The sequence below is a fragment of the Kiritimatiellia bacterium genome (assembly GCA_018001225.1).
Classification (GTDB): Bacteria; Verrucomicrobiota; Kiritimatiellia; order CAIQIC01; family JAGNIJ01; genus JAGNIJ01.
Genome location: JAGNIJ010000003.1, coordinates 72,488 through 94,005 on the forward strand (window position 1 = coordinate 72,488; position 21,518 = coordinate 94,005).

At 63.3% G+C, this 21,518-nt stretch carries 14 protein-coding genes; 2 read left to right on the forward strand and 12 right to left on the reverse strand.

The annotated features are described in order from the left end of the window. From KA248_02080 to KA248_02135, 12 genes are all read right to left on the reverse strand, one after another. Positions 1-1,254, reverse strand: a complete 1,254-nt coding sequence (locus KA248_02080; GenBank protein ID MBP7828687.1) for an ATP-binding protein — start codon at positions 1,252-1,254, stop codon at positions 1-3. A 302-nt stretch (positions 1,255-1,556) separates the two neighbouring features. After that, a complete protein-coding gene (locus KA248_02085; GenBank protein ID MBP7828688.1) occupies positions 1,557-2,030 on the reverse strand; it encodes a hypothetical protein in 474 nt (157 codons plus the stop codon). 43 nt (positions 2,031-2,073) lie between these two features. After that, positions 2,074-3,141, reverse strand: coding sequence for a hypothetical protein (locus tag KA248_02090; GenBank protein MBP7828689.1), 1,068 nt, complete (start codon positions 3,139-3,141; stop codon positions 2,074-2,076). 89 nt (positions 3,142-3,230) lie between these two features. Continuing rightward, on the reverse strand, positions 3,231-5,780 hold the full coding sequence (locus tag KA248_02095; GenBank protein MBP7828690.1) for a hypothetical protein: 2,550 nt from the start codon (positions 5,778-5,780) through the stop codon (positions 3,231-3,233). An 88-nt stretch (positions 5,781-5,868) separates the two neighbouring features. Then, positions 5,869-6,687: a nucleotidyl transferase AbiEii/AbiGii toxin family protein gene (locus tag KA248_02100; GenBank protein MBP7828691.1), complete on the reverse strand. Its 819-nt coding sequence runs from the start codon at positions 6,685-6,687 to the stop codon at positions 5,869-5,871. Next, positions 6,684-7,325, reverse strand: a complete 642-nt coding sequence (locus tag KA248_02105; protein ID MBP7828692.1) for a hypothetical protein — start codon at positions 7,323-7,325, stop codon at positions 6,684-6,686. Before KA248_02105 ends, KA248_02100 begins: the two co-directional genes overlap by 4 nt. Before the next feature lie 267 nt (positions 7,326-7,592). Next, a complete protein-coding gene (locus KA248_02110) occupies positions 7,593-10,406 on the reverse strand; it encodes a 6-phosphofructokinase (GenBank protein ID MBP7828693.1) in 2,814 nt (937 codons plus the stop codon). Positions 10,407-11,000: 594 nt separating this feature from the next. Further along, positions 11,001-12,524 (reverse strand): hypothetical protein, encoded by a 1,524-nt coding sequence (locus tag KA248_02115; GenBank protein ID MBP7828694.1) that lies wholly within the window; start codon positions 12,522-12,524, stop codon positions 11,001-11,003. After that, positions 12,508-16,560 carry a DUF4062 domain-containing protein gene (locus KA248_02120; GenBank protein ID MBP7828695.1) on the reverse strand — a complete coding sequence of 1,351 codons (4,053 nt, stop codon included), beginning with the start codon at positions 16,558-16,560 and terminating at the stop codon, positions 12,508-12,510. Before KA248_02120 ends, KA248_02115 begins: the two co-directional genes overlap by 17 nt. 230 nt (positions 16,561-16,790) lie before the next feature. Further along, positions 16,791-17,231 (reverse strand): NUDIX hydrolase, encoded by a 441-nt coding sequence (locus KA248_02125; GenBank protein MBP7828696.1) that lies wholly within the window; start codon positions 17,229-17,231, stop codon positions 16,791-16,793. Between the two features lie 122 nt (positions 17,232-17,353). Continuing rightward, the gene (locus tag KA248_02130) at positions 17,354-17,710 is read right to left on the reverse strand and encodes an HPr family phosphocarrier protein (GenBank protein MBP7828697.1); all 357 of its coding nucleotides are present in this window, start codon (positions 17,708-17,710) and stop codon (positions 17,354-17,356) included. 43 nt (positions 17,711-17,753) lie between these two features. Next, positions 17,754-18,401: a hypothetical protein gene (locus KA248_02135; GenBank protein MBP7828698.1), complete on the reverse strand. Its 648-nt coding sequence runs from the start codon at positions 18,399-18,401 to the stop codon at positions 17,754-17,756. A gap of 240 nt (positions 18,402-18,641) precedes the next feature. Between KA248_02135 and KA248_02140 the strand changes: the two genes are divergently transcribed. Both KA248_02140 and KA248_02145 read left to right on the forward strand, forming a co-directional pair. After that, positions 18,642-20,306, forward strand: coding sequence for a sigma-54-dependent Fis family transcriptional regulator (locus KA248_02140; protein ID MBP7828699.1), 1,665 nt, complete (start codon positions 18,642-18,644; stop codon positions 20,304-20,306). Positions 20,307-20,444: 138 nt separating this feature from the next. Then, the gene (locus tag KA248_02145; protein ID MBP7828700.1) at positions 20,445-21,446 is read left to right on the forward strand and encodes a BMP family protein; all 1,002 of its coding nucleotides are present in this window, start codon (positions 20,445-20,447) and stop codon (positions 21,444-21,446) included. Positions 21,447-21,518 lie beyond the last annotated feature (72 nt).

The following is a 21,518-nucleotide window of genomic DNA, read 5'->3' on the forward strand; positions in this document are numbered from 1 at the left end:
TCATGCGGGTCTGGCCGCCGCCGAGGCCGGTCCGTTCAGGAGGAATTCCTTCCAGCTCGAGACCGGCAAGCCGAGGCGCCGGGCGATGGCTTCGCGGCCCGGATCGCACAGGACCAGCGGGCGGAGTTCCGGAAAGCGGCGCTGGAATTCCAGCAGGCCGGCGAGATCGCGGCCGGTGTAGTCCCCCGTTTTGACCTCCACCGCGAAACCGCCCCACGAACCTTCGGAGATGAAATCCACCTCGCAGGGCTCTTCCCGCCAGTACCGGATCTGCTGGCCGGCATTCCACGCCAAGGCCATGCAGGCGTTCTCCACCCAGCGCCCCCAGCGTTCCGGCTGGGTTTCCGGATCGGGCGGCGCACCGCCGCCCGCGCCCAGCAGGGCGTTGTTCAACACCACCAGCTTGGGCGGGGCCGCGCGCTGCCGGACCGCCTGCCGCGAGTACTTGGCGACGGGCGCGACCAGGCAGGCTTCTTCCAGCAGGCGCAGGTAGTGCGCAACCGTGGCCAGCGACCCCGGTTCGGCCAGGGCGCCCTGGATCTTCTGCAGGGAGACAATTTGCGCCGGGTGACTGACGGCAACCGCAAAGATCTGGCGCAGCATCGCGGGCTTCCGAACGACTTCCGTCGCCAGGAGGTCGCGACCGATGGCCGGCTCGACAATACTATCGAGCACATACCGCCGGTACCGTCGTTCTTCGTCGCGAAGCGCGACCGCCCCCGGGTAACCGCCGTGCGTCACCACGAACTCGACGGCGGCGACGGGGGCGAGGCCAAACCGGGCAACCAGTTCGCGGGGCGGCCAGTGCAGCAGGGAAAGCCGCTCGAAGCGTCCGGCCATGGTCTCACGCGTCCCCGCGCCCAGGTGCAGGGCCGAGGAACCGGTGACCACGACATGCAGCGCCGTGCGTTCCTTCGCAAGCCGGTCCGTCTCATGCTTCAGCCGCCGGCTCCAGTCCGAGAGATACTGGATCTCGTCCAGAAGGAGAATCGCCGGTCCTGTGCCGGCTGCGAGTTCGCGCGCGCGCTGCCACTGGCGCTCCCACCAGCCGGGTAGAGATGCCTCGGGCGCATCGGCGGCCAGGTACAGCGACTTGCCCCGCCACTGTGCCTCGATCTCGCCCAGCAGCGTCGTCTTTCCGACCTGCCGCGGCCCGGTCAGCAGTTGCACCCGCCCCGGCGCCGGCTCCTTCAGCCGCCGCGCCAGTTCCGCCAACACGGCGCCGTACGCGTGCTCAAATAGCGCCGATTCCATAATGAAATAATTATCTCACTATGATGAAATGTCAACCACATACCAGTCGCGACTCAGTTTGCCGGCCCTCCCCACCAGCTGCTCATCGGGCTCACGCTTGAACGCGACCGCATTCAGCATTGTTGTCTTTGTGGAATCCCCAGCCCAAGAGGCACACGATGTCTCCGCCCACGCGGTCTTCCAGTTCCCGTATTCCCCGGAACCGTTCGATTTTGATGTGTCGGATCTTCACGGTTCGTCCTCCGGCCGAAGCGTATCGAGCGGCACGGGCCGGATTGCCTCCTAATCAGGCTTTTTAATATTCAGAATCCGAGACGCGACGTTGCCTTCAACAGCTTCGCGTTTCGAAGCAATCCGCTCTCGACCTTTTCCCATTCGTCACGCGGCCAGATCTCGGCGGAATCGAAGCAACCGGCCAGCACAACTTCAGGCGAAGGGAATACCAGGTCCCTCAATTCCCTGGGTATGGTGAAACGCCCGCCGCTCCGGATCCGGACCTCCCTGGCGAGCCTGAAGCCGGCAATGACGGCATCGCGATCTTTCTGCCATTTGTCATTCTCGCGCGGCCGCCGCTCCGCTGCCCTTGCCGCTTTTCTTTCCATCTTGATCCGGCACTCCGGCACCATCGTAAGGTAGCTTTTTTCGATAGGCGCCAGCAGCACGATCGGGGCGGCGGAGGTCACAAACAGGTTGCGCCAATTCGTCGGCAGCCGCAACCTGCCGTCCGCCGACAACCGGGCCGGGTACATCCCAACGGCAATGGCTTCACGCTTCACGCCCGGAGCTCCGCGTCACTATCCGCGCCTCTTGTCTAAGCGGCTACAATCCCTGTTCGGTTTCGGCTATCGAATGTATGCGCTTGTAGTCACGCTTATCGAACGGCTTGGCATATTCATCCATCAACACCTGCATTGCCGGCGAGAGGGCGCACTGGCCGTAGTTGCTGCAATGCTGTTCGCGGCCATCCGGGCCTTTCCATGCACATGTGGTCTTTCCTGCGACCCCGAGGCGGCCGACGCCGGCCAACTCGCCGGTGCCGGCGGCCTTGATGACCGTGCCCAGGCCTTCCGGGGTCAGCCAGGCCGCAAAATGACAATGGAGGGGCTCCACCTCGGCCCAGTCACCCGGTTCGAGAATCTGGCTCTTCCATACGCGGACGCCGCGGGCGTTCATCGGTTTCCACCAGAGCTGCAGGCGGCCTTCGATCACGCCGTAAATCTCCACCGCCGGAAGGCCGTGCACGTGCAGGTCCTGCTTGTCCCTGGGCGTGAAGAAGCTCCAGGTGAATCCGAGACCTTGTTTCTGGTACGAGAGATAGGGATCGGCCACGCGCAGGTTGAAGGCCCGATCGCCGGTGTTGAGAATCTTCTTTACCGTTTCGCCACGCACGATGCGCACACCGCTGTCGTGAAACCGGGCCCAGTAGGAGGCGAGAGCGTCCATGGACGGCTTGACAGGCGTCTCGTTCAGCCGTTGAGCCCCATCCGTCCGAAGGGAGTCAATGATCGCCTGCGTGTTGGGTTCCGACGACGAGGAGGCCAAGGCGTCGAGCGTCATCCAGGCAAGATCGGATCCCGGAGAACCGAGCTCCGACAAGGCATCCGGCGTCAACGAGACGGCGACGGGATAGAGATACCATGTGCCGGACAATCCCTCGTAGGCCGGGCTGTTCTGTGCTCGCTCGACGACCGGGAACTCGGCCTCCAGATAGAAAGACTTTCGCCGCGCCCGCAGGTCCCCTTCCATGATGCGATCGAGCGCCGTATACAGATCCTCGTCCTTCGCCATCTTCGTCGGCGGGAATGTGAACGACCCGTGCGTCTGGCGTACAAGGAACTGGTGCCCCCCGCCACCCGACTCACGCCGGATGAGGGCATACAGGACCATGGGTGTATCAGGTGTCACGGTCTGCCTACCTCCCGGCGCGAGTGACTCTCCATATCGCCAAGACGGGAGCCCCAATGGAATCGCGCGCCCTACGGCTGTTTCCTCCTCACTTCCAGCCCGGCCTTGGCCAGGATTTCGGGAAACTTGCGGACGGCATCTTCGTCGTAGTGCCGGACGGCGTCAAGGCCATGGTCCGCCCATGGAAGCAGGCAGTCGTGGATCTTCTTCTCGTCGTCGCGCGGCTTGCCGGGACGCCAGCCATCGCGAATCCGCTCGACGTTCCAGCGCCCATGCTCCATCTCGGCCATCAGCTTGACTTCCTCGCCAGTGAAGTCGTTGGCGTCGAAGACACACAACTTCTTGGGATCGGCTGCCGGACGCACCTCGAAACCGCAGGCCTCGAGGATGCGCACGGAGTACTTGGCCTGTTCGATGTTGGCCGTCTTGTAGGTTTCGCCGAGCTTGTCCCATGGCCGCATGTTCGCCGGCAGCCGTTTGGCGCTGCCGTCCACATACCGCCTGTGGAGTTCTTGAGCCATGACCTCGACGACCGCGGGTTCGATCTCACCATCTCCGGGCTTGAGCAATGCGTGGAACGATGCCTGGTCCGAAGGCAGCGGCATCAGGCTCGGTATGCCGGCCCAGAGCGGATCGGCGATCAGCGCGTCCGCCGCGCCGCCGGACCCGAAGGTGGCGACCACCCGCGCGCCCAGCGCCAGCGCGAGCCGGTATTCGACGGCACTGATCGACCCGCCGCCGAACCCGATGCACATGACCTCCTGCGGCTTGACGCCTGCGCCCAGCAGGTCCCGCCAACTTCGCAGAATCTGGTCGGGCGTGAACCCGGCCTTGCCGCAGACCACCAAACGGTCATAGCGTTTGTCCTTCTTGGCATCGTGCGGCAACTGCTCGGGGATGTAGCCCACCAACTCGAACCGCCTGGCGCCACGGGTCGCCAGCGCGGCGGCCGCCGCGCCCGCGCCACCCGGCACCCCGGACGTCGTCCCGCCCGAAACCACCGTGCCGGCGAAACCGTCCAGGGCCGCCTCCATCAACGGATAGATTCCCTCCACCGCGGCCGCGTCCAGCGACGCGGCGCCGCCTGACAGAATCAGCGCGCGAGGCGGAATCACGTTGCCCCCCTGGCCGGCGCCGCATCGACCGGCGAGGTCGAGGAACTCCAGAACCCAGCGGTGTCCATCCGGAGGCTCTTCGCCCACATGCAGACGTTCCACCCACTCTACCTCGACGACCAGCGCGTCGGTCGGGGCACAGTGTGTCCCGGCCAGGATATGGCGGATGCCGCGGGCGTAGTCGCCCAAGGCATCCAGGGGGGCTCCCAGCACCAATCCGAGCCGGCCCGCGGCGAAGTAAGCTCGGGGAAGTTCGATCCCTGCCGCCGCCTGGTTCCGGCAGGTTTTGACGGCCTCCTGCAGCACGGTCCGCATCGCGGCGGGCAGAGACCGCTGGTGGCCGCAGTAGATCTCGAAGCCGATCATGTCGGCCAGGTAGTACGGGTTATCCGGCTCGTGTTCCAGGGCGCGCTGGTAGAGTTCCCGGGCCACGTGCCGTTCCCCGCGAAGGGGCTCCAGCGCCCAGGCAAGGCGCCACAAGGCGCGCGCATGCAGGCTTTCCCGTTTCCGAAGGTTCGGCACGAAAGCGCAGCCGTCTTCGCAGCAGATCGCGATCGCATCGCTCAACAACGACCGGCCCCGTTGATACTCGGCGGAATCGGGCCGTCCCCGATGGACCTTGCACAACGCGAAACCGAGGTCCTGGAGCAGCTCGCAACGGTTCGCGTCGGCGACCCCCGCGTGCGGTTCAAGCACGCTCACGACGGTGGCGAAGTCGCCCCGGGCCGCGTGCAGCCGGGCCAGTTTGAGCGCCAACGCCGGCCGTTTCGCAGGATTCGGCTCGTTGGCCAGGATCAGTTCCTGCACCTTGACCTCGTTCTCGACGTCCTGTTTCCTGGCGAAGGACGTGTAGTTGGCCAGCATGCCGTCTATTTCGTGGGCCATGGCGTTGTAGGTGCGGTCGCCTTCTTCCATCAGCGCGGCCAGCAGGTTGCCGGTGCGCCGCGTGTCCGCGGGAAGCGGCAGCGGGTTCTTGTACAGCCGGTCGTGCAGCGTGTCCGCCCAGGCGTGCTGCAACCACGTGCGCACCTGGACTTCCGCCTTGCGGTCGCCGATCTTCGCCGCCGTCTTGTCGTCAATCCCCAACGCGGAACACCGTTCCTTCTTCAGTTGGACGATGTAGTGCATATCGCGGTAGCCGAACTGGTCCGTGCCCAGGCGCAGGCCTTTCTCGTCCGATTCGCAGATCGTGAAGTTCGCCTCGATGAACTCGCGCACGGCGGCGACCTGTTCCAGGGTCTGGACCATCACCCGCGCTCCACACAGATCGGTCATGACGCGGTCCGGGTAGTAGTAGGTGTCCCACCGGCGCGCCACCTTCTCCGCAAAACTCGATACCGTCTTGGCGCGGGCCTGCACCAGGGCCTCCGGAATGGCGATGGCGCACGCGCGTTCCAGCGCCTGCCGCAGCGCGTCGGCATAGACGACGTAGTTCGGCCGTTCCGCGGTAAACGTCTCGATCTGGTACTTGTGCTCCTCCGGCGTCAGCTTCTTCTTGTCGGCCATGACGGTTCCCCCCTTGTTGGCCCGCGCAGCACCTCGAACTCTATTCGATGGCCTTCCGGTCCCGGCCGGCGACCACCTTGGGCACATTCTATCCCTGCGCGCCGGACGTGTCAGCCAGGAGATGGTCCAGCGTTTCCACGCTGATAAACTCCACATCCCGAGTGCGTTCGAGGAAGGGGCGGATCTCTTCCGCGATCGCCTGCATATCCAGCTTCTTCAGCCTGTCACGCGCCAGCATCGGCCATTGGCGCGCATCCAGCCGGCCCGCGCCCTGGGTCTGATCGAGCGCGTTCTGCAGCAGGGCCAGGTTCGGGGCCACCGGCGGCCGTTGCGACAGATACCACAGAAGGTCATACCAGTCGCGGCCCTTGGCATACTTGCGGGTGATCGCGGCGTGCAGTTTGCCTGCCAGCAGCGACGGCAAGTCGTAGTGCTGGAGCAGGAAGGTCACATATCGGGTCACCACCCGGCGCTCGCAGCGTGCCCCTTCCGGCGGGCGGGTATCAATTTCCACCTTGATGGCCAGCTTCTCGTCCGCCATGGCCGACAGGCCCGCGTCGCGCAGGATTCCCGGCAGGCGTACCCAACCCGCATGCACGGTCTTGCGGTCGTTCCAGGTCACTTCCGGGGCGAACCCCGCCAACCCCAGATCCCGCTTCACCTTCTCCATCCACTCTCTCCCCGCATAGCCCTCGGTCGAGACCAGCGAGAAATCGAGGTCTTCCGAGAATCGCGGCAGGTTGTGCAGGAACCGAAGCGCCGTTCCGCCGACAAAGGCGAGCGGGCGGAAGGCTTCTGACTCATGAAACGATCGGAGAACGAGGGCCTGTAGATACTCCCGCAACCTGTTCAGGGCTTGACCGGTATCCTTTACGTCACGAACCAGCGCGAGGGCCTGTTCCTTCACAGCAACACCGCGCCTGTCTCCGCACCGGAGGCCAGCGCGAGCCATCGCCCGACCGCCCGATCCAGTCGCGGGCTCTTGAAGCGCGCGGCATAATCGCGAAGCCGCCGCTTAGACACCCGGTCAACATGCTGGTATCGCATTTCGTCGAGCCGCTCCGTGGTCCATTCCCCCGCGGTCAGGTGCCAGTGGTCAAGCAACGCCTTCTCCGGTTCCGCAATCACGATGTCTTGCCCGGCGCGGCTCACCGTCGTGAAGCCGAAGAAGCAATCCTGCTTGATATTGCAGTAGTCAAAGACGCCGAATGCATTCTCGAAGCGGCGCGGCACGCGCGAAGTCACGCTCGTGAACCGAACCACGCGTTCCGGAATCAGGTCATAGTGGCCCAGCGCCCATAAGCCGCTAAGGTAGGATGGCCGGTACAACTGGTTGGCGAGAGCCGCCGGGACCAGCGGCGCGCGCCGGTAGGTGTCGGACAGCGTGTACATGCCCCGCCGGAGTCCGATGACCTTGCCCTGCTTCATCCAGCGCGACAACTGAACCCGGATGGCATCCCGCCGGTCATCAAACGCCTGTGCTAGCAACGCCAGATCAAAGCACGGCATCGCCCCGGTTAAATTCACCAACGCATCATATTCCATATCCGAAAGATAACAGTAATGTTTTCTTTTGTATATAAGAATAGGTGCGCAGTCTACTTCCGACTCGCATCCTTTCGCATCCTGTGCGACCTTCTGTTTGCTTCCGCTTATGTATGCGAAACCTTGGCGATATCATTCAAGCCGGCCGATAGATCTCGGACGATTGCGGGGCACGGGGCGTGGCCTGTCCAAGGCGACTCCCGGCGCCCCTTCCCTCGGGCGCAAACCCATCCTTCCGCCCCGGCAGCCCCGGCTTACCACAATGCGCTAATACCACAAATTGTCGGGCTGCCCCGTGCTGGCGACGACCGATTTCCAGAAGATGCCGTCGCTCGGAACGCGCTTCCGGCCCAGGACGACCAGGGGCAGCGGGACCAGGACGAACTCGGTCAACCACTGGCTGATCATGAAGTCCCGGTATCCCGCCATGGCCCCGTCCACGGCCAGCCTACCCATGCGATCGCCGAAGATGACGTCGTGACAACTGGGCCCGATCGCCCGGATCAAATGCCGTGGCTCGCTGGCGAAAACCCGCAGTGGATACTTGCCCCAGAAAGTGGCCTGGCGGCCCGACCGATCCTGTCGGCTTTCTGTTTGGATTTCCCTTTCGAGCACACGAGAAATTATCTTCAGCCCGGCCGTCCGAAGCGCGTCCGGCGTTTGTCCAAAAACCCTCCGGTCCCTGTGCTCGGTCCAGCGCCGTCTCGGGACCTTGAGATGCGTCTCAACAACCAGGCGCCCGTACGTTTCTCCAAGCCGCTTCTTCAGTTGCTCGAACAACACCTTGGACGGAGGGGCTTTGGTTATAATGGCACGCGCCTCGTACGGCAAGCACATGACCGTATTCAATGCCGCGAGGTGTTTCAGTTCCATCGCGGGAGTCCTATCCTCCGGCCCGGCCAGATAAGAGCGCACGTAGTCAAGGGCTCTTCTCATAGGCACCCCGAACAGTGGCGAACATTGCTCCCCAATCCGACTCAACCAGTCATCCGCCCTCCGGCAAATCGCGGCATTGATTATCGCAACGATCCGGGACTGGTCCTGCTCCTCCATATCCCCCTGCCCATTAAGCCGACGGTGGAGGTCTTTTAGAAAAGCCGTTTCCTGTTGACTGAATGTATGGGCAAAGGGCCCAAGACCCTCCGCAAGCAAGGGCTTGCTCGTGTCCAGCATGTTCGAAATCAAATCGTTCCAACCGCCCGGATCAACTTCGTCCTCCCGCAACAACGCTGACCCAACGAAGGTGCGGACCGCGCTTTTCTCCCGGGGAGTGAGAGCCACAACCGGATCTTCAACATAGTCCTCCACGTCCACAGGCATTGCGGTTTCAGCCAGCACAAGAATGCCGTGATCTCTTTCCTGGAGCCTGTGCCGGACATAGCAGGAAAGCTCCGTCATGGAAAAGTCTATTTCGGGGATCAGGGCCGCCAAGCAACCGCTCCCGCCCGCCAACGCGGTATGGCTGACGACAAAGCCGGAGTCGGATCCGAATAACTGCATGATGCACAGCCGCGGGTTCGACCGCACCTCGGTTTCCAGTTGAGTAAAAAACTCACGGGCCTTTTCGACCGCGGACAGGAATCCGAATGATTGCCACACCCAGAGGATATCGTTGTCCATCGTCTTGGGGATACAAACAACGCTCAACGGCTTCCCGGTCAGCCGAGCACGCTCCGCCAACGCATGCGCGGCCCGCATGCTTCCCTCCCCCCCGATAACGTAAAGGACGTCCACACGGCAGTCAGGCTCATGGGGATGCTTGGGCTTATCGGTAAGATTGGAAAGAACCTTTTCAAGCAGCCCCCTCCTCTCCGGCTTGCCCTCGAGAAGATCGTCATGACGCGCCGTGGACAGCACGGACCCGCCCGCAGACTTGGCCCTCTGGAGTTCGCTTAAAATATCCTTGCCCTCATCTGGTTCTCCGCCTATTCCAATGCTAACATCTCTTCGTTGCGCCTCCGCAATTCCTATGAACCCATGCTCAAAAAGCCTAATCCGAAGCCCGTAAGAAGACGTTGCTTGTCCGGGTGAATATGCGTTCGTTCCCGCTGACCCGGCACAATACTGACGATGTCTCTCAACAATCCCCCCAATCACAGCATTAATACCCGGCGCGATGCCGCCAGAGACAACCACGCCTATTGTCAGCCCTGTGTTGCCAGCTATTGGAAAAGCCAACTTCGCTCGCGGCCCCGCCTCCGGGAAATACAAATGCAAATTTTTTAAGCAGGTGCTTTCGCTCTCCTCGCGCGGCCCCGCCTTCTGGGAATGCCCCTGCAATTCTTTTAAACAGGCGCCATTGTTCTCGGGTTCGCCATGATAGACCCCGCGAGGGTCAACAATGACGACCTTCCCGTCACGATACTCTCCATTTTCCTCCTTTGATAAAGGTGTGCCCCAAGAACATGTTTCCCGATTGTCCTCCAGGCTCGGCCACCTCACCAAGCCCCCGCCCGCCAGGACAGGCGGTTTGCGCAAGTCGCGTTTTCGAGTGTCCGTACGCGCGTCGACCACTTGGAAAGAACGGTCGCCTTCTACTGCAAAAGCGTCTATAATCTTCTTTTCGTAGTCAAAGAGGTACCCGAGCGGTAATCCGTCGAGCCACAACTTCCCCATTGTATTCGGAATGGAACAATATATCTGCTCGGCACATTTCTGCGCATTATGAAGTTCATCAACACTTAAGTCCGGAACTGTAAATACGGGCCCGGGCAACTGCCCCTCCTCCTCAAGCACAGACAGATCGACACACGCTCTCATGTGGACAACCAGAAGCCGCTCCCTGTTCCGCTGGGGAACATACCATGTCCTGAACTCCGTCAATTGCCCCGACGACTCACGTAACGCGGGACCTAGAAACAGAACAAACACATCCGCCACGGACAAATGCGGCGCCACATGTACCTTCCAGAGGTCTCCAGCCTCCCCGGCTATGTCATAGCAGAACACATCCAGATCTTCCTGCTTACGGAGGAAGTAGCTGACTCGGTGGACGTAGGCCTCCTCGCGCGGAGAACAGGAATCATCCCCGGTTTGTGTGGCGCGGGGAAAACTAAGAAACACTTTGATCCGTGGCGTCATTCCAGAACCCTCCCCAGGAACGGCTCATTTGCGTGCCAGTCGAGCACCGTATCCTGCATGGCCGCCTCCCTCCAGCGCATCCCCTGATCCGGCTGAACGGCCGGCAAAAAACCTCTGGCTCGCAGCGTATCGCGGCGCCGAGAGCATGTCCATTCCCAATTACCAGTTGGGCCACCTTCAGAGATCTGTCCTGTCAGGAAATCAGCCCCAGCAGATTGTCGCGTTTGAGGAAGTCCGCGTCTCGGAGACGCTCAAGGAAGGGGCCGATTATCCCACTCCGCGTGCATGTCGCGGAACGTGGAGGAGATGAAGATCGGGCGGGATTTCCAGATGAATATGGTTAACGGCGACTTACCTGCTTCGCTTGAGTTCATGGTCTGCTATCCGTCCCGCCGCGCATACCGCTCATGCTGCGTGTCGCGGACGTCGAGATTTCAAAAACCGGCTGACCGCGTGGAGGCGCGGAGTGAGTTGTGGTTTTGTCCTGTCTCTTCACACCTCCACGATCGCAGCCGCAGCACGCGGGTCGGTCATGCTCGCCCGGCCCGGCACTGGCTCATGACTTTTTCTCCACCCACTCGCCCGCACCGCCGATCATAGCGTAATCACCCGGCTACGAATGGACATGAACGCCTCGCCCAAATCCCTCTGGAGCTCGGCGCCCGCATTGTTCATGGCGGCAAGGAACATGGCGTCAACGGGACCGCCGCTGGGATGAATGCATATCCGGTAGCGCCCGTCTTCGAATTCGCTTCCCACCTGCAGCGTTTGGAGCACACCGCTGGGACCGTGCAGTTCGTAGAATGGCACCGCCACCCCGCGCCCAAATCCGATGGTGTACTGAATCCCCGGATTGACCAAGCGATAGCCCGCCATCCCCCCGACCACCACGGGAAGCGTCAGCGCAACAATGCTGCGCAGCGCCATGTGGACCGCTCGCTCCTGGCCGTCCTGTGACGCTGGATTCCCCGGCACGAAATCCAGGTACAGGTAGGCCATGGGCCCGACCTTGTACCCCTCGAGCTGGAGCGTCAGCCCACGGATTCCGGCGGACGCAATCCCTTCCGCAACCACGTCGTTTCGCTGCCAACCGGCCGGCATCCCCCCCCCGAACTGGCGCGCCAGCGCAAGCAACCCCAGGAAGGAAAGGATACCCATCGTGATCAGCACGGAACCCGCGATGCGCCACCCCAGCGCCGCGTGTGCAACGAACGGCCACAGCCCGAGAAGCATGGCGACAAGGGCCGTCGCGAAGTGCCCGGGTGTCGGCTTGGCCCGCGGATCAATCGCCGGGCCCGCCTGCGACGGCGCGGCCGCGGCCGGCGGCGCCGACGCCCGCTTCATCATCTTCTTCACCATGTCGTGGGCCATGGCCAGTTCCTTGTCCGCCGGGTTCTCCGCGCAGTACTCCTCCACGCACTTCACCATGAACGGATGCGCGAACGCGAGTTCCGCGGGCTGATATCCGCCGGCCGCCTTGCGCATAAGATCTTCCGCGCGCCCGAGAACGCTGCACATGGCCTCGACATACCCCAGAATCGCAATACGCCAATTCTGCCGGGAAAGACGCAGCGCCTTCCTGTTCTCGATAAGGAGCCGGAAAATGCAGGCCCCGCTGGACGGGTGCGAGCCCCCGCCGAGACCGGGGCTCCGCACGTAGGCAAACGCGTAGTGCAGAATCACTTCACCCCACGGCACCCCCTCCTCCCTCTTCTGCTGGAACACGGGCGCCAGTTCGCTGAGAATGGGCTCGTCCGGGGCTTCACTTCGAAGCACCTCGCTCCACTGGTCGAACTCATCAAAAGAGAGCGACATCAGCATCAGGTTCTCGGCGGCGTTGGCGACAACGGTCGTCTTGGGCGGTGGCCGGCCGCCAGCCCACATGCTTAGGCCCTGCCTCCACTCCCGTATGGTCTGCTGGAAAAACTCGCGTGCCGCGGAACCCTCCCCGGTTTCGCCCCAGTGAAACGCCCCCAGCTGATACGCAGCCAGCGCACGCTCCAGAGCATTCGTCGTGGAATCGAGCGCCTGTTGGAAGCGGGTCAACGCGGTTTGCAACAGGCCCCTTTCCGCCGCACGGATCGCCTCCTGGTTGATACGGTCAAGATTGGCCGGCATGATCGCCCTCCGTTTGTAGCGAGCAGTTCAGCACACGATTGTAGTCTTCAACGATCAGAATCGGGCCGGCGCGACCGTCTCCGCAGGCCAAGGCCGTACACGGCCTTGCGCCCTTCCAAGCAGCCATCTGCGCGAACGATCCACGGCTTAATGCCAGGAGCAGGCCGTTCGACGAGTGAACAAGCCAGCCGTCGCGGCCCGGCAAGGGAAGCGCCGCCCGAAGGTTGATGGCGTCAACATCGAGTGTAACGACGCGCTCCCGCCCCGCCAGCATTGCCTCCACCGTCCCCACGCGCACAAATTGACGATGGACGCCCAGCAGTTGGAAGAAGCAGGCCAGTTCGGCCGAATCCTCGTCCCACAACGAGAGCGTAAGCAATCCGTCCGCGGGATCGAAGAACCGACGGCCTGCGCAGCGGCACGCCCCGCCTTCCAGGTCCAGAATGGCCATGGTCTCGAGGTTATCGACGCCATTCTTGCTCTCGCCCAGACTCAATCCTGTCCAGATCACACGCTTACTCCCCACAAGAAGGCGCTGCCGGTTCGGCTGCCAGACATCCAGCGAGGCCCCCGGTTTTAGTTGGCCGTCCTTCATCGACAGAATCTCTCCAAACTCATTCGCGACCCAGAACGTTCCGTCGGGCCCCACCGCCACCGCCTCTATGCGCCCCGCGTGCCGGGGCGGGGGCCCTCTCGCCTCCATGGGCGGCGTCCATCGGTTCAGGCGACCCGAGTAGTCAACCCACACCATCTCCTGCTCGTTGCAGGCGGCCGCGACGTCGCCGACACCTCGATCGTCCAGCTTGCCGGTCATGGGCGGGTTTGAACTGACCAAGTGCAACCCGTCGTCGCCTTCCGCCACGGCCGCATATCCCGAACCGAAGGGCATGACGGCCAGAATCCTCCACCGGGCCCGATGCGCGCCGCCCGCCTTGAGGCAGAATGCCCCTCCCTGAAGGATCACGAACAACTCGTCGCCGTTTTCGGCGATGGCCCTTGTTGTCCCGTAGCCGGAGGGGAACTCCGTGACCTCCACCACGGCCTCTCCGGGATGGCCGGACCAGACGTAGCGGCGCAGTTCCATGCTCACCATCAAAACTCCGCCGCCGAATGCATGACTCTCCGACATCAGGCCTGGAAGCCGGGGGCCCTCTCGCCTATCCCGCCACCGGTCACCCGACAGCACGACCGATGTCGCGTTTCGCTGGAGCAGAAAGAGGTCGCGGCCCGACAGCAGACACCCGCCGCACACACTATCATGCAGGGCGCGCTTGTGCAGAACCGTCCCTTCCGTATCTAGAACAGTCAAGGCGGTGCGCCCCCCGGCGTCCGACCAGGCGGCCACGCACTCCGGCGACGCGACGATGCCGCGCAGTTCGCCGTTGAGCTGCGTCACCACCGTCGCGCCGTCAGCGCCTTCGCCAGCCACAACGCGCAGCGAGCGCAGTTGTCCGTCCGCGTCCTGCCACCACAGGGCGCCGCCAACGGACGCCAGCACCGGAAGTTCAACCTCCGGCAAACGGCACATGAACGACTCGCGGCGTCCAACCGTCGGCTCGAGCGCGCCATCCACCGGCCAGGCAAGTTGGAGGATCGCGCCCCTCCCCTGCTCGTCCACCATCGCAACCCATGATCCATCGTCGGCCGCCGCCATCGCGAGCAGTCGCGCGCGCGGAACGTCCAGCGCCGACGCGCTCGCAAGGCCACGGCGCAGGTCCACCACAGCGACACGGCCCAACCGCTCGAGGTAGAAACCGCACCCGAGCCGGGCGGCTATGGCGGCAGCACTGGCGCGAAGCGCTCGCTCGGCAACGACTTCAAACCCCGGCCCCGCCGACGGCTCCTCCCTGGGGAGTTCGACATCGGGGAGCGGATCGAGCTTGAACCATGGGCGTCGCGGAGGCCCGGAATGAATGTACTCTTCCGCGGCGGCGCGCACGGGCGGGGAACCTTCGCGCCATGCCAAGGATGGAAGCGTATCGGGAAATTGCTGCAGCGTCGAGGCGCGGGCGCGCAAAAACACGCACCATGCCTCTGCACCCGGCACGCCCGCGCTTACCAGTTCCGCGAGTTCACTCACCAACGGAAACGGACCGCTCGCCTTGCATCGCGCATCGAGGTAACACAGCGTCCGCAGCAGTCGGACGGCAATGCCTTGGCCGCCGCCCAGTCGGAGATGGTATGTCAGCTCCTCGAACGGCCGCGCGGCGGGCCCGCCCCATCGCCGATCGCCGCCGGGGTCCGCGCGACGGAGGAAGAGAATCGCCAGCCTGCGATGCGCGCGCTCCGCGGACGGCGGCGACGAGAGGTAACAGGACTCCGCAGCCGACCGAAATTGGCCATGGTAGAAGTCCAACAACTCGCCGCGCCACATGAGATAGGGCCGCAGGAGGCGCAACAGCGCCGCCACGTTGCCGAGCGGGTCACCCGGATCAACCATCTCCGTGAGTTCGGTCGCCGCAAGCCCGTGGCGGCTGGCCGCCAGCGCGGACGCCAGCCGATTCACAAGCACCGCGCCGACGGGTGCACCGGACGAGTCAACAAAGCCGGGATCGTTGGATAGCCGCTGCAAGAGGATCCACCGAAACAGGCCGGCCGATTCTCCGGGCAGTTCCCGGATGCGATCCGTGATCTCCTCGTACGTGCCGAGCGTGCGCAATTCCTCGAGCGCGGTCAGGATGTAGATCGGGAGGCGGCTGTCCTGCTTCTTCGCAAGTTCCGCGAGCTGTTCCGGCTCCATGCGCTTCCGGTAACGATGCAGGTACGCCGTGCCGATGGCCTCCACATCCTGCGGCTCCAACGGAGCGAGAACCCGCCATTGTACGCTCGCGCCGCGCCGCTTTAAGGCGTCCACGACCGGGTGCTCGTTCGAGGAGACGATCAGCCGCACGCGCGGGGCCAGGACAGCTGGAATCCAGTGCAAAGCGTGCGCGCCATCAGCCGCATCGAGCTGGTTCACAGCGTCAAGGACCAGGACGATCCGGCACTTGGCCGAGGCTTTCGCCTGCCATTCGCGGAACTGGTCCACCAGCTCTTGAACGCGATCGGCAACCGGCGCCGTTTCGCCCGAGACCTTCGCGAGCGCATGACAAATGCAACGCAGCATCCGCCGGAGATCGGTCGAGCCTTCGCTGGCGCCGACAAAATGAGGAATGACCACCAACCCGGCGTTAGCCGAGCACAGCCGGCATAGCTTCGCCATCAGCGCCGTCTTGCCGGACCCTGCCGGCCCAATGAGCGCACACATACCACCGTTCGCACCGCCCTGCACGACGTGTGTCAGATCATCCAGCAACGGCTGGCGGCTTCCAGCGTAGTATCGCTGGACTCGCTCATCGATGAAGCCCTCCATTGCGTCGCGCTGCAGAGCGAACTCGTCGCCGGCCGCCATCGCGGCCGCATCGAAGCGAGAAGCGAGTTCGGGATCTTCGGAGATACTCCTGAACAGATCATCGTAGACTCTCTGGCCGAACGCCTGCAGCCCGGCCAGGCGGCCGCGCTGCGCATCCCAGTGCGCAGCATAGACGAAGACGGGAAGGCCGGCGGCGACGATCGCCCGCTTCAGGTCCGCAAGCCGCCGCTCGTTCTCGCTGCCAGTCGGCTCGCGCATCTCTCCGGGAATCGTCTCCTCCATCTGAGCCGTGCTCTCCGGGTTGCGGAAGTAGAAGAAGGCCGAACCATGACGGCCCAGCCGGTCCAGCACGCCGTAGTGGATCTCGTCGGCCGTGATCGAGGTGTCCTTGCCTTGCGGGATCGAGCCATACCGGCCGCCGAGCATGCAGAGGAACCGGGGCCTGCATTCATCCACGATTTCGCGGCACACACCCAGCGCATCCTGATCGCTAGTCACACCCCAGCGCAGGTCGACGTCCAGCAGGTGTATCCGGCGCTTCCACAACTCCTCCCGCAACCGCGGAAAGACGAAACGCACCAAATGATCTCTTTCCGCCTGCATGTCGCGGAAGGTGGACGAAATGAATACGCGAATCTGGCGAGGGGCTACAACGCCGTGCGCCGATGTGGATAGGTCATTCACGGTCGAAAGCAGCGGGCCCGTTCAACGCCCTTGTGCCGCCCGGTAGCCTTGTCCTGCGACTAAGCCCACTCCGACCCCGTGAGCCCACGATGTGATCCCGATCCGTCACGCACGACCCCTCGGAAAAGACAGCCATCGTCCGCGCAAGATGAGCATGTCACCCGCCTGTGCGATGACAAGCGATCGAGGCCAGCGGGAACAGATGCAAGCGTCCTTCTTCACTCGCGCACTCACGGGCACCCCTCCTTACGCGACGCATAGGCTTCAGCGAACTCCCGGAAGCCGGCGGTCAGGTTCCATTTGGAGAGGTCGGCAACGGGCACCCAGGCGGAATCGTCGTGTTCCTCGCTCATACGAAGGATACCGCCCGCCGAGACGGCTTCAAGGCATAGCACGGCCAGGTTCTTGTCCGCCATTTCGATTCGGTAGGCTCCCGCCACGCCCGTCAAGGCGATGTCCAGCCCGGTTTCCTCCTTGACCTCCCGCCGCACGGCCTCGTCGAACGTCTCGCCCGGATCCGCCTTCCCGCCCGGCCACTCCCACGTTCCGACAAAGCTCTTGTTGGCGCTCGAACGACGGATCAACAGGCATCGCCGCTGCTCGTCAAAGATCACTGCACGCACCGCAAGCTTGTATGGTTTGCCTGGCATCGTCATCTCCTTGAGCGCCACTGACGCTCCTTCACCAACCGGCGGGCTGCACTCCGGACCAAAGAATAGTTGCGCGGAGCAGGCTCGTCTATCCCGTAGTTTCCAAGCTTCTGCAGGGGTTGGCCGGCGCGGCCTCCTACGCCTCAGTCGGGGATCGGGACGTCCTCGTCCTTCAGTTCGATGAATTCCGAATGAGCCGGAGGGACAGCGAGCTGCGCCTCGTCGCTGTAAAACCCCACGTTGAATAGATGCGTTAACTCCTCCAGCACCTCCCGGGCCTCCGGCCCTTGCGCGACGACCAACAGTTCCACGCCTTGGGTGGCTTCGAGAGTCAGCAGGCCCATGATAGAGGTTCCCTTGATCGTGTCGTTGTCTTTTGTAATCGTTACGGCCGTGTGGGGGCCTTTCAATTGTACTATTTTTACGATCAGCGCCGCGGGTCGGGCATACATGCCGTATCGGTTGAGTACGGTAAGCCGTCGAGCCAGTGGCATGCTCATTATACCCTCCGTGTTTTTTTCACATGTCTTTCGAGTCCGTGCCTTACCCTCGTATTTCCGGGGGGATGTCGAGGATGACCTGCGAGGCGCACAGCTTGAATCCACCTCCCTTGCAGGGGCTGGTGGCGATGACGGTCTGCCGCACTCCGTTCTTGCGGAGGGCCCCCCGCAGCTTCGAGATCACGCGGTGGACATCCGCCCCGTCCGGATTCTGCCACAACGTGCCGCCATGCCATTCGAAGGCGGACGCCACGGCCGCCACGCCGTCCAGGAGGTCGGGCATGGTCACATACCATTGCGTGGCGCACGCGGCCAACAACTTCAGGAGTACGAATTCGCGAAGCGTGAGGACTAGCTTCGCGTCCCGCAAGAGAAGTTCACGCGTCCCATAACGTCCGCCGGCCAATCGCAGGACCAGGATGTCATCGTAGTGATCCCCGTCTTTCCGCTTTTTCATGGGTGTTTCCTTTCCGTGGGTTGGACTCTGCAGCCCCTGTTTCTGTCCCTTGTCCATAGGCGTACCCGTTAAGATCGCCGCCAGTTTCAAGGCCATGTCGGCCACGGCATGGAGCCGGGCCACGACTTCTTCCGTGGAGGCTTGCGCGCGCTGGAAGACGACCTGCGGCGCCGCCACGCCGCCCGCGACGGAGGCGTGTTTGACCGGACCGGCTTGATCGACCTTCTCCCGCATTTCATGTCTCCGTGTATGCGTGTGCCTTTGCTACCACACGGCCATCATATCCTCCGTCAATCGATATTTATCTGCCTTGCGCGCTATTTACATATCCAGCACGGATCGCGCTGGTTACGCCGTATTCGAGCCATTTTCTGATTGAGTTGTCCCGGTTGAGATGTTGAGTTTATGCGGATTTCCGGCTTGAGTTCCGGCCCGCGTGGTCATAATGAGGAAGAACTCAATCAGGGGGGGGCGATGATGCGCGAAGTGAACCTTCAGGCACTCCGGGTTTCAGCACAGGCCGATGAGGGGCCCCGGCCACGCTGGATTCGCGGAGCCGATATCCGCCCGATGCCCGACATGGAGGCACGGAACACACCCTGCGCCTACATAGTCCGCAATGGCGAGTTGCCTGTTATTCGAACGCACGGGGGCGACCGGGTGGTGGACTGCGGGGTCAAACACAAGGCCACACCGCTTTCCAAGCTGATGCTGGGCCGGCAGGAAACGCCCCTGCTGCACGGGAGCTACTCCTCCGCGGGACAACTTCTGCGAAGCGTGCGAACCCTCGTGGCCCACGCCCTGGAACGGGGTGAGGCCAACCTCTACTTCATCGGAGTGGATGATGAGTTGTTCGATGGACTATGGCGTCAAGCCGCCGGCGCGGAAACGGCTTTGAAGCCGGAGCCGGCAGGGGAGCGCAACGGCGTGGAGGGGGGCCACTCCACGGCTTCGCCCCTCCTGATGGAACTGTTGCCCCGGGAAGTTGAGCCCGACGATCTGGCCCGCACCTTTGTGGGCAACTCGCTGGGCGCGAGGCTGGTTCGGCAACTGATCCTCCGGGCCCGGCGTGTCACGGAGCCGATCCTTATCGTGGGGGAACCGGGAACGGGCAAGGACCTGGTGGCCCACACCATCTCGAGGTTTCGAGAGGGGCCGTTCATCCAGATGAATTGCGCCGCTGCAGGCTCCTCCGCCGATCTCGAGCTCTTCGGGCCGCGGCCGACAGAACGACGAGGCCCCCGGGCATCGGGGGGGCTGTGGAAGGCAGCGGCCTATGGTACGCTCTATCTGGACGAAATCAGCGCTCTTCCCATGAGTTCGCAGGTGAAGGTCGGCGAAGCGATAAAAGCAGAGTTCGAACGCAAGCCCGATAGCCGGGGAGTGGCGCACGTCCGGGTGCGCGTGATCGCCGCCACCAATAGGGAGCTTGGCTCGGCCGTGACTGCGGGTCAATTCGATGAGCGGCTCTTCTACCTTCTCCGCCGCTTTACCATCCATACCCCGGCTTTGAGGGAACATCCGCAGGACATACCGCTTCTAGCCGGCCATCTATGGCGACACATCACCGGCCGGGAGAATGAAACTCTGGCGAGCGACATCCTGGCACGACTTCAAAAGCAGTCCTGGCCAGGGAACGTGCGGGAACTGAAGGCGGCTCTTTGCCGACTGCGAAACTTGTTCGGCTCGACGAAACTCACCGGCAAACACATGGATGCCGTCCTGTTGAGCGAGCGAGGGGTCATGCCCTCGACATCACAGGACCGCTTGATAGCGCATCACGTGGAGTGCCTGCAGCACCTGCGGAAAGCGGATGAAGTGATCCAGGCCGCCCGGGTCGCCACCGAGCCGCTCCAGGGGCGCCGACGCCCCACGAGCGAAATGATCCTGACCACCCAGGAACAAGTCCTGCGTCGTCTTGCTGAATTGGATATCCTCTGCATGACTCCCCTGCTTTTCGGCGGGTATACGACCTATGCCATCATCCATGAGTTAAGAGGACGTCTGCATTATTTCTGCAAGCTTCTTGCGTCGGACGCGCGGGCCGCCCTGCGCTTCTGGCGGAACGACCTGTCTATCCTGGCAGAGCGCGCTGCCGGCGTGCTGTTCGACGAATGGAGGCGGTTGCAGAATCTGTAAGGGCGAGAAGGGCGCCACAAGCAGGGGCCCCATGCTCACGGCGCCGAAATACGGGATCGCCCAGACATGATCCGATCGGATACGTTTCAGACAACAGGTTTGCATCAGGCAAGGCCGCGCACTAAAAGGAAACACATCATGAAACGCTGGTTGCTGATCCCCTCCGTGTTGATCCCGTGCTGTCTTTTTTCCTGCTCGCCGCCAGCCGCGCCGGGGCCCGGGGCCGGCGGGGCGTTCCGGGTGGCGGCGGTGTTCCAGACCGCCATCGAGGAGCCGTGGGACGGCGTGATCCACCAGGCCTGCCTGAAGGCCAAGGAGGAACTCGCGATCGAGTACGAGTTCACGGAGAAGGTCGCCGCCGCGGACTACGAAAAAGTGCTCCGGGAATACGCCGAGCGCGGCTTCAACCTGATCGTGGGCGACGCCTTCCTCGCCGGCGAGGAGCCGGTGCGGCGCGTGGCGAAGGAGTACCCGGAGATCGCCTTCGCGTTTGGCTCGGAATTCGGCCCCGCCGCGCCGAACCTGTCCGTGTTCGACAACTGGATCCACGAGCCCGCCTACCTCTGCGGGGTCATCGCCGGGCGGCTGACGAAGACCGGGACGATCGGCGCGGTGGCGGCCATCCCCATCGGCGAGGTCAACCGCCTGGTCAACGCCTTCCGCGAGGGCGCGCGCTCCGTGCGGCCGGACGTGAAGCTGAAGGTATCCTACATCGGCAGCTGGTTCGACCCGCCGAAGGCCAAGGAGGCCGCCATCGCCCAGATCGAGGCCGGCGCGGACTTGATTTTCGCCGAGCGGTTCGGCGTGTACGAGGCGTGCAGGGAGAAGGGCGTGCTCGCCTTCAGCAACATGTACGACCAGCACGCGATGGCCCCGGACACGATCGTCACCGGCCCGGTCTGGGACATGGGCCCCACCCTCCGGCACTGCATCGAAACCATCAAGAAGGGCGCCTGGGTAGGCATGGACTTGAAGGACTGGTCCATGATGGCCCAGGGCGGCGCGAGCCTGGCCCCGCTGCATGATTTCGAAAGCAGGCTCCCCGCGGACGTCCTGGCGGAAGTCCGGGACTTGGAAGCGAAGATTGTCCAGGGCGCCTTCCGCGTCCCGGTGGACGAGTCGAAGACCGTGTCGGACTGATCCGGTCTCGCGGGAGCTCGACCCTCCAAGCGATCCTGGAGGGCGGAGCTCCTGCGACGCCGGGGGCGCCTC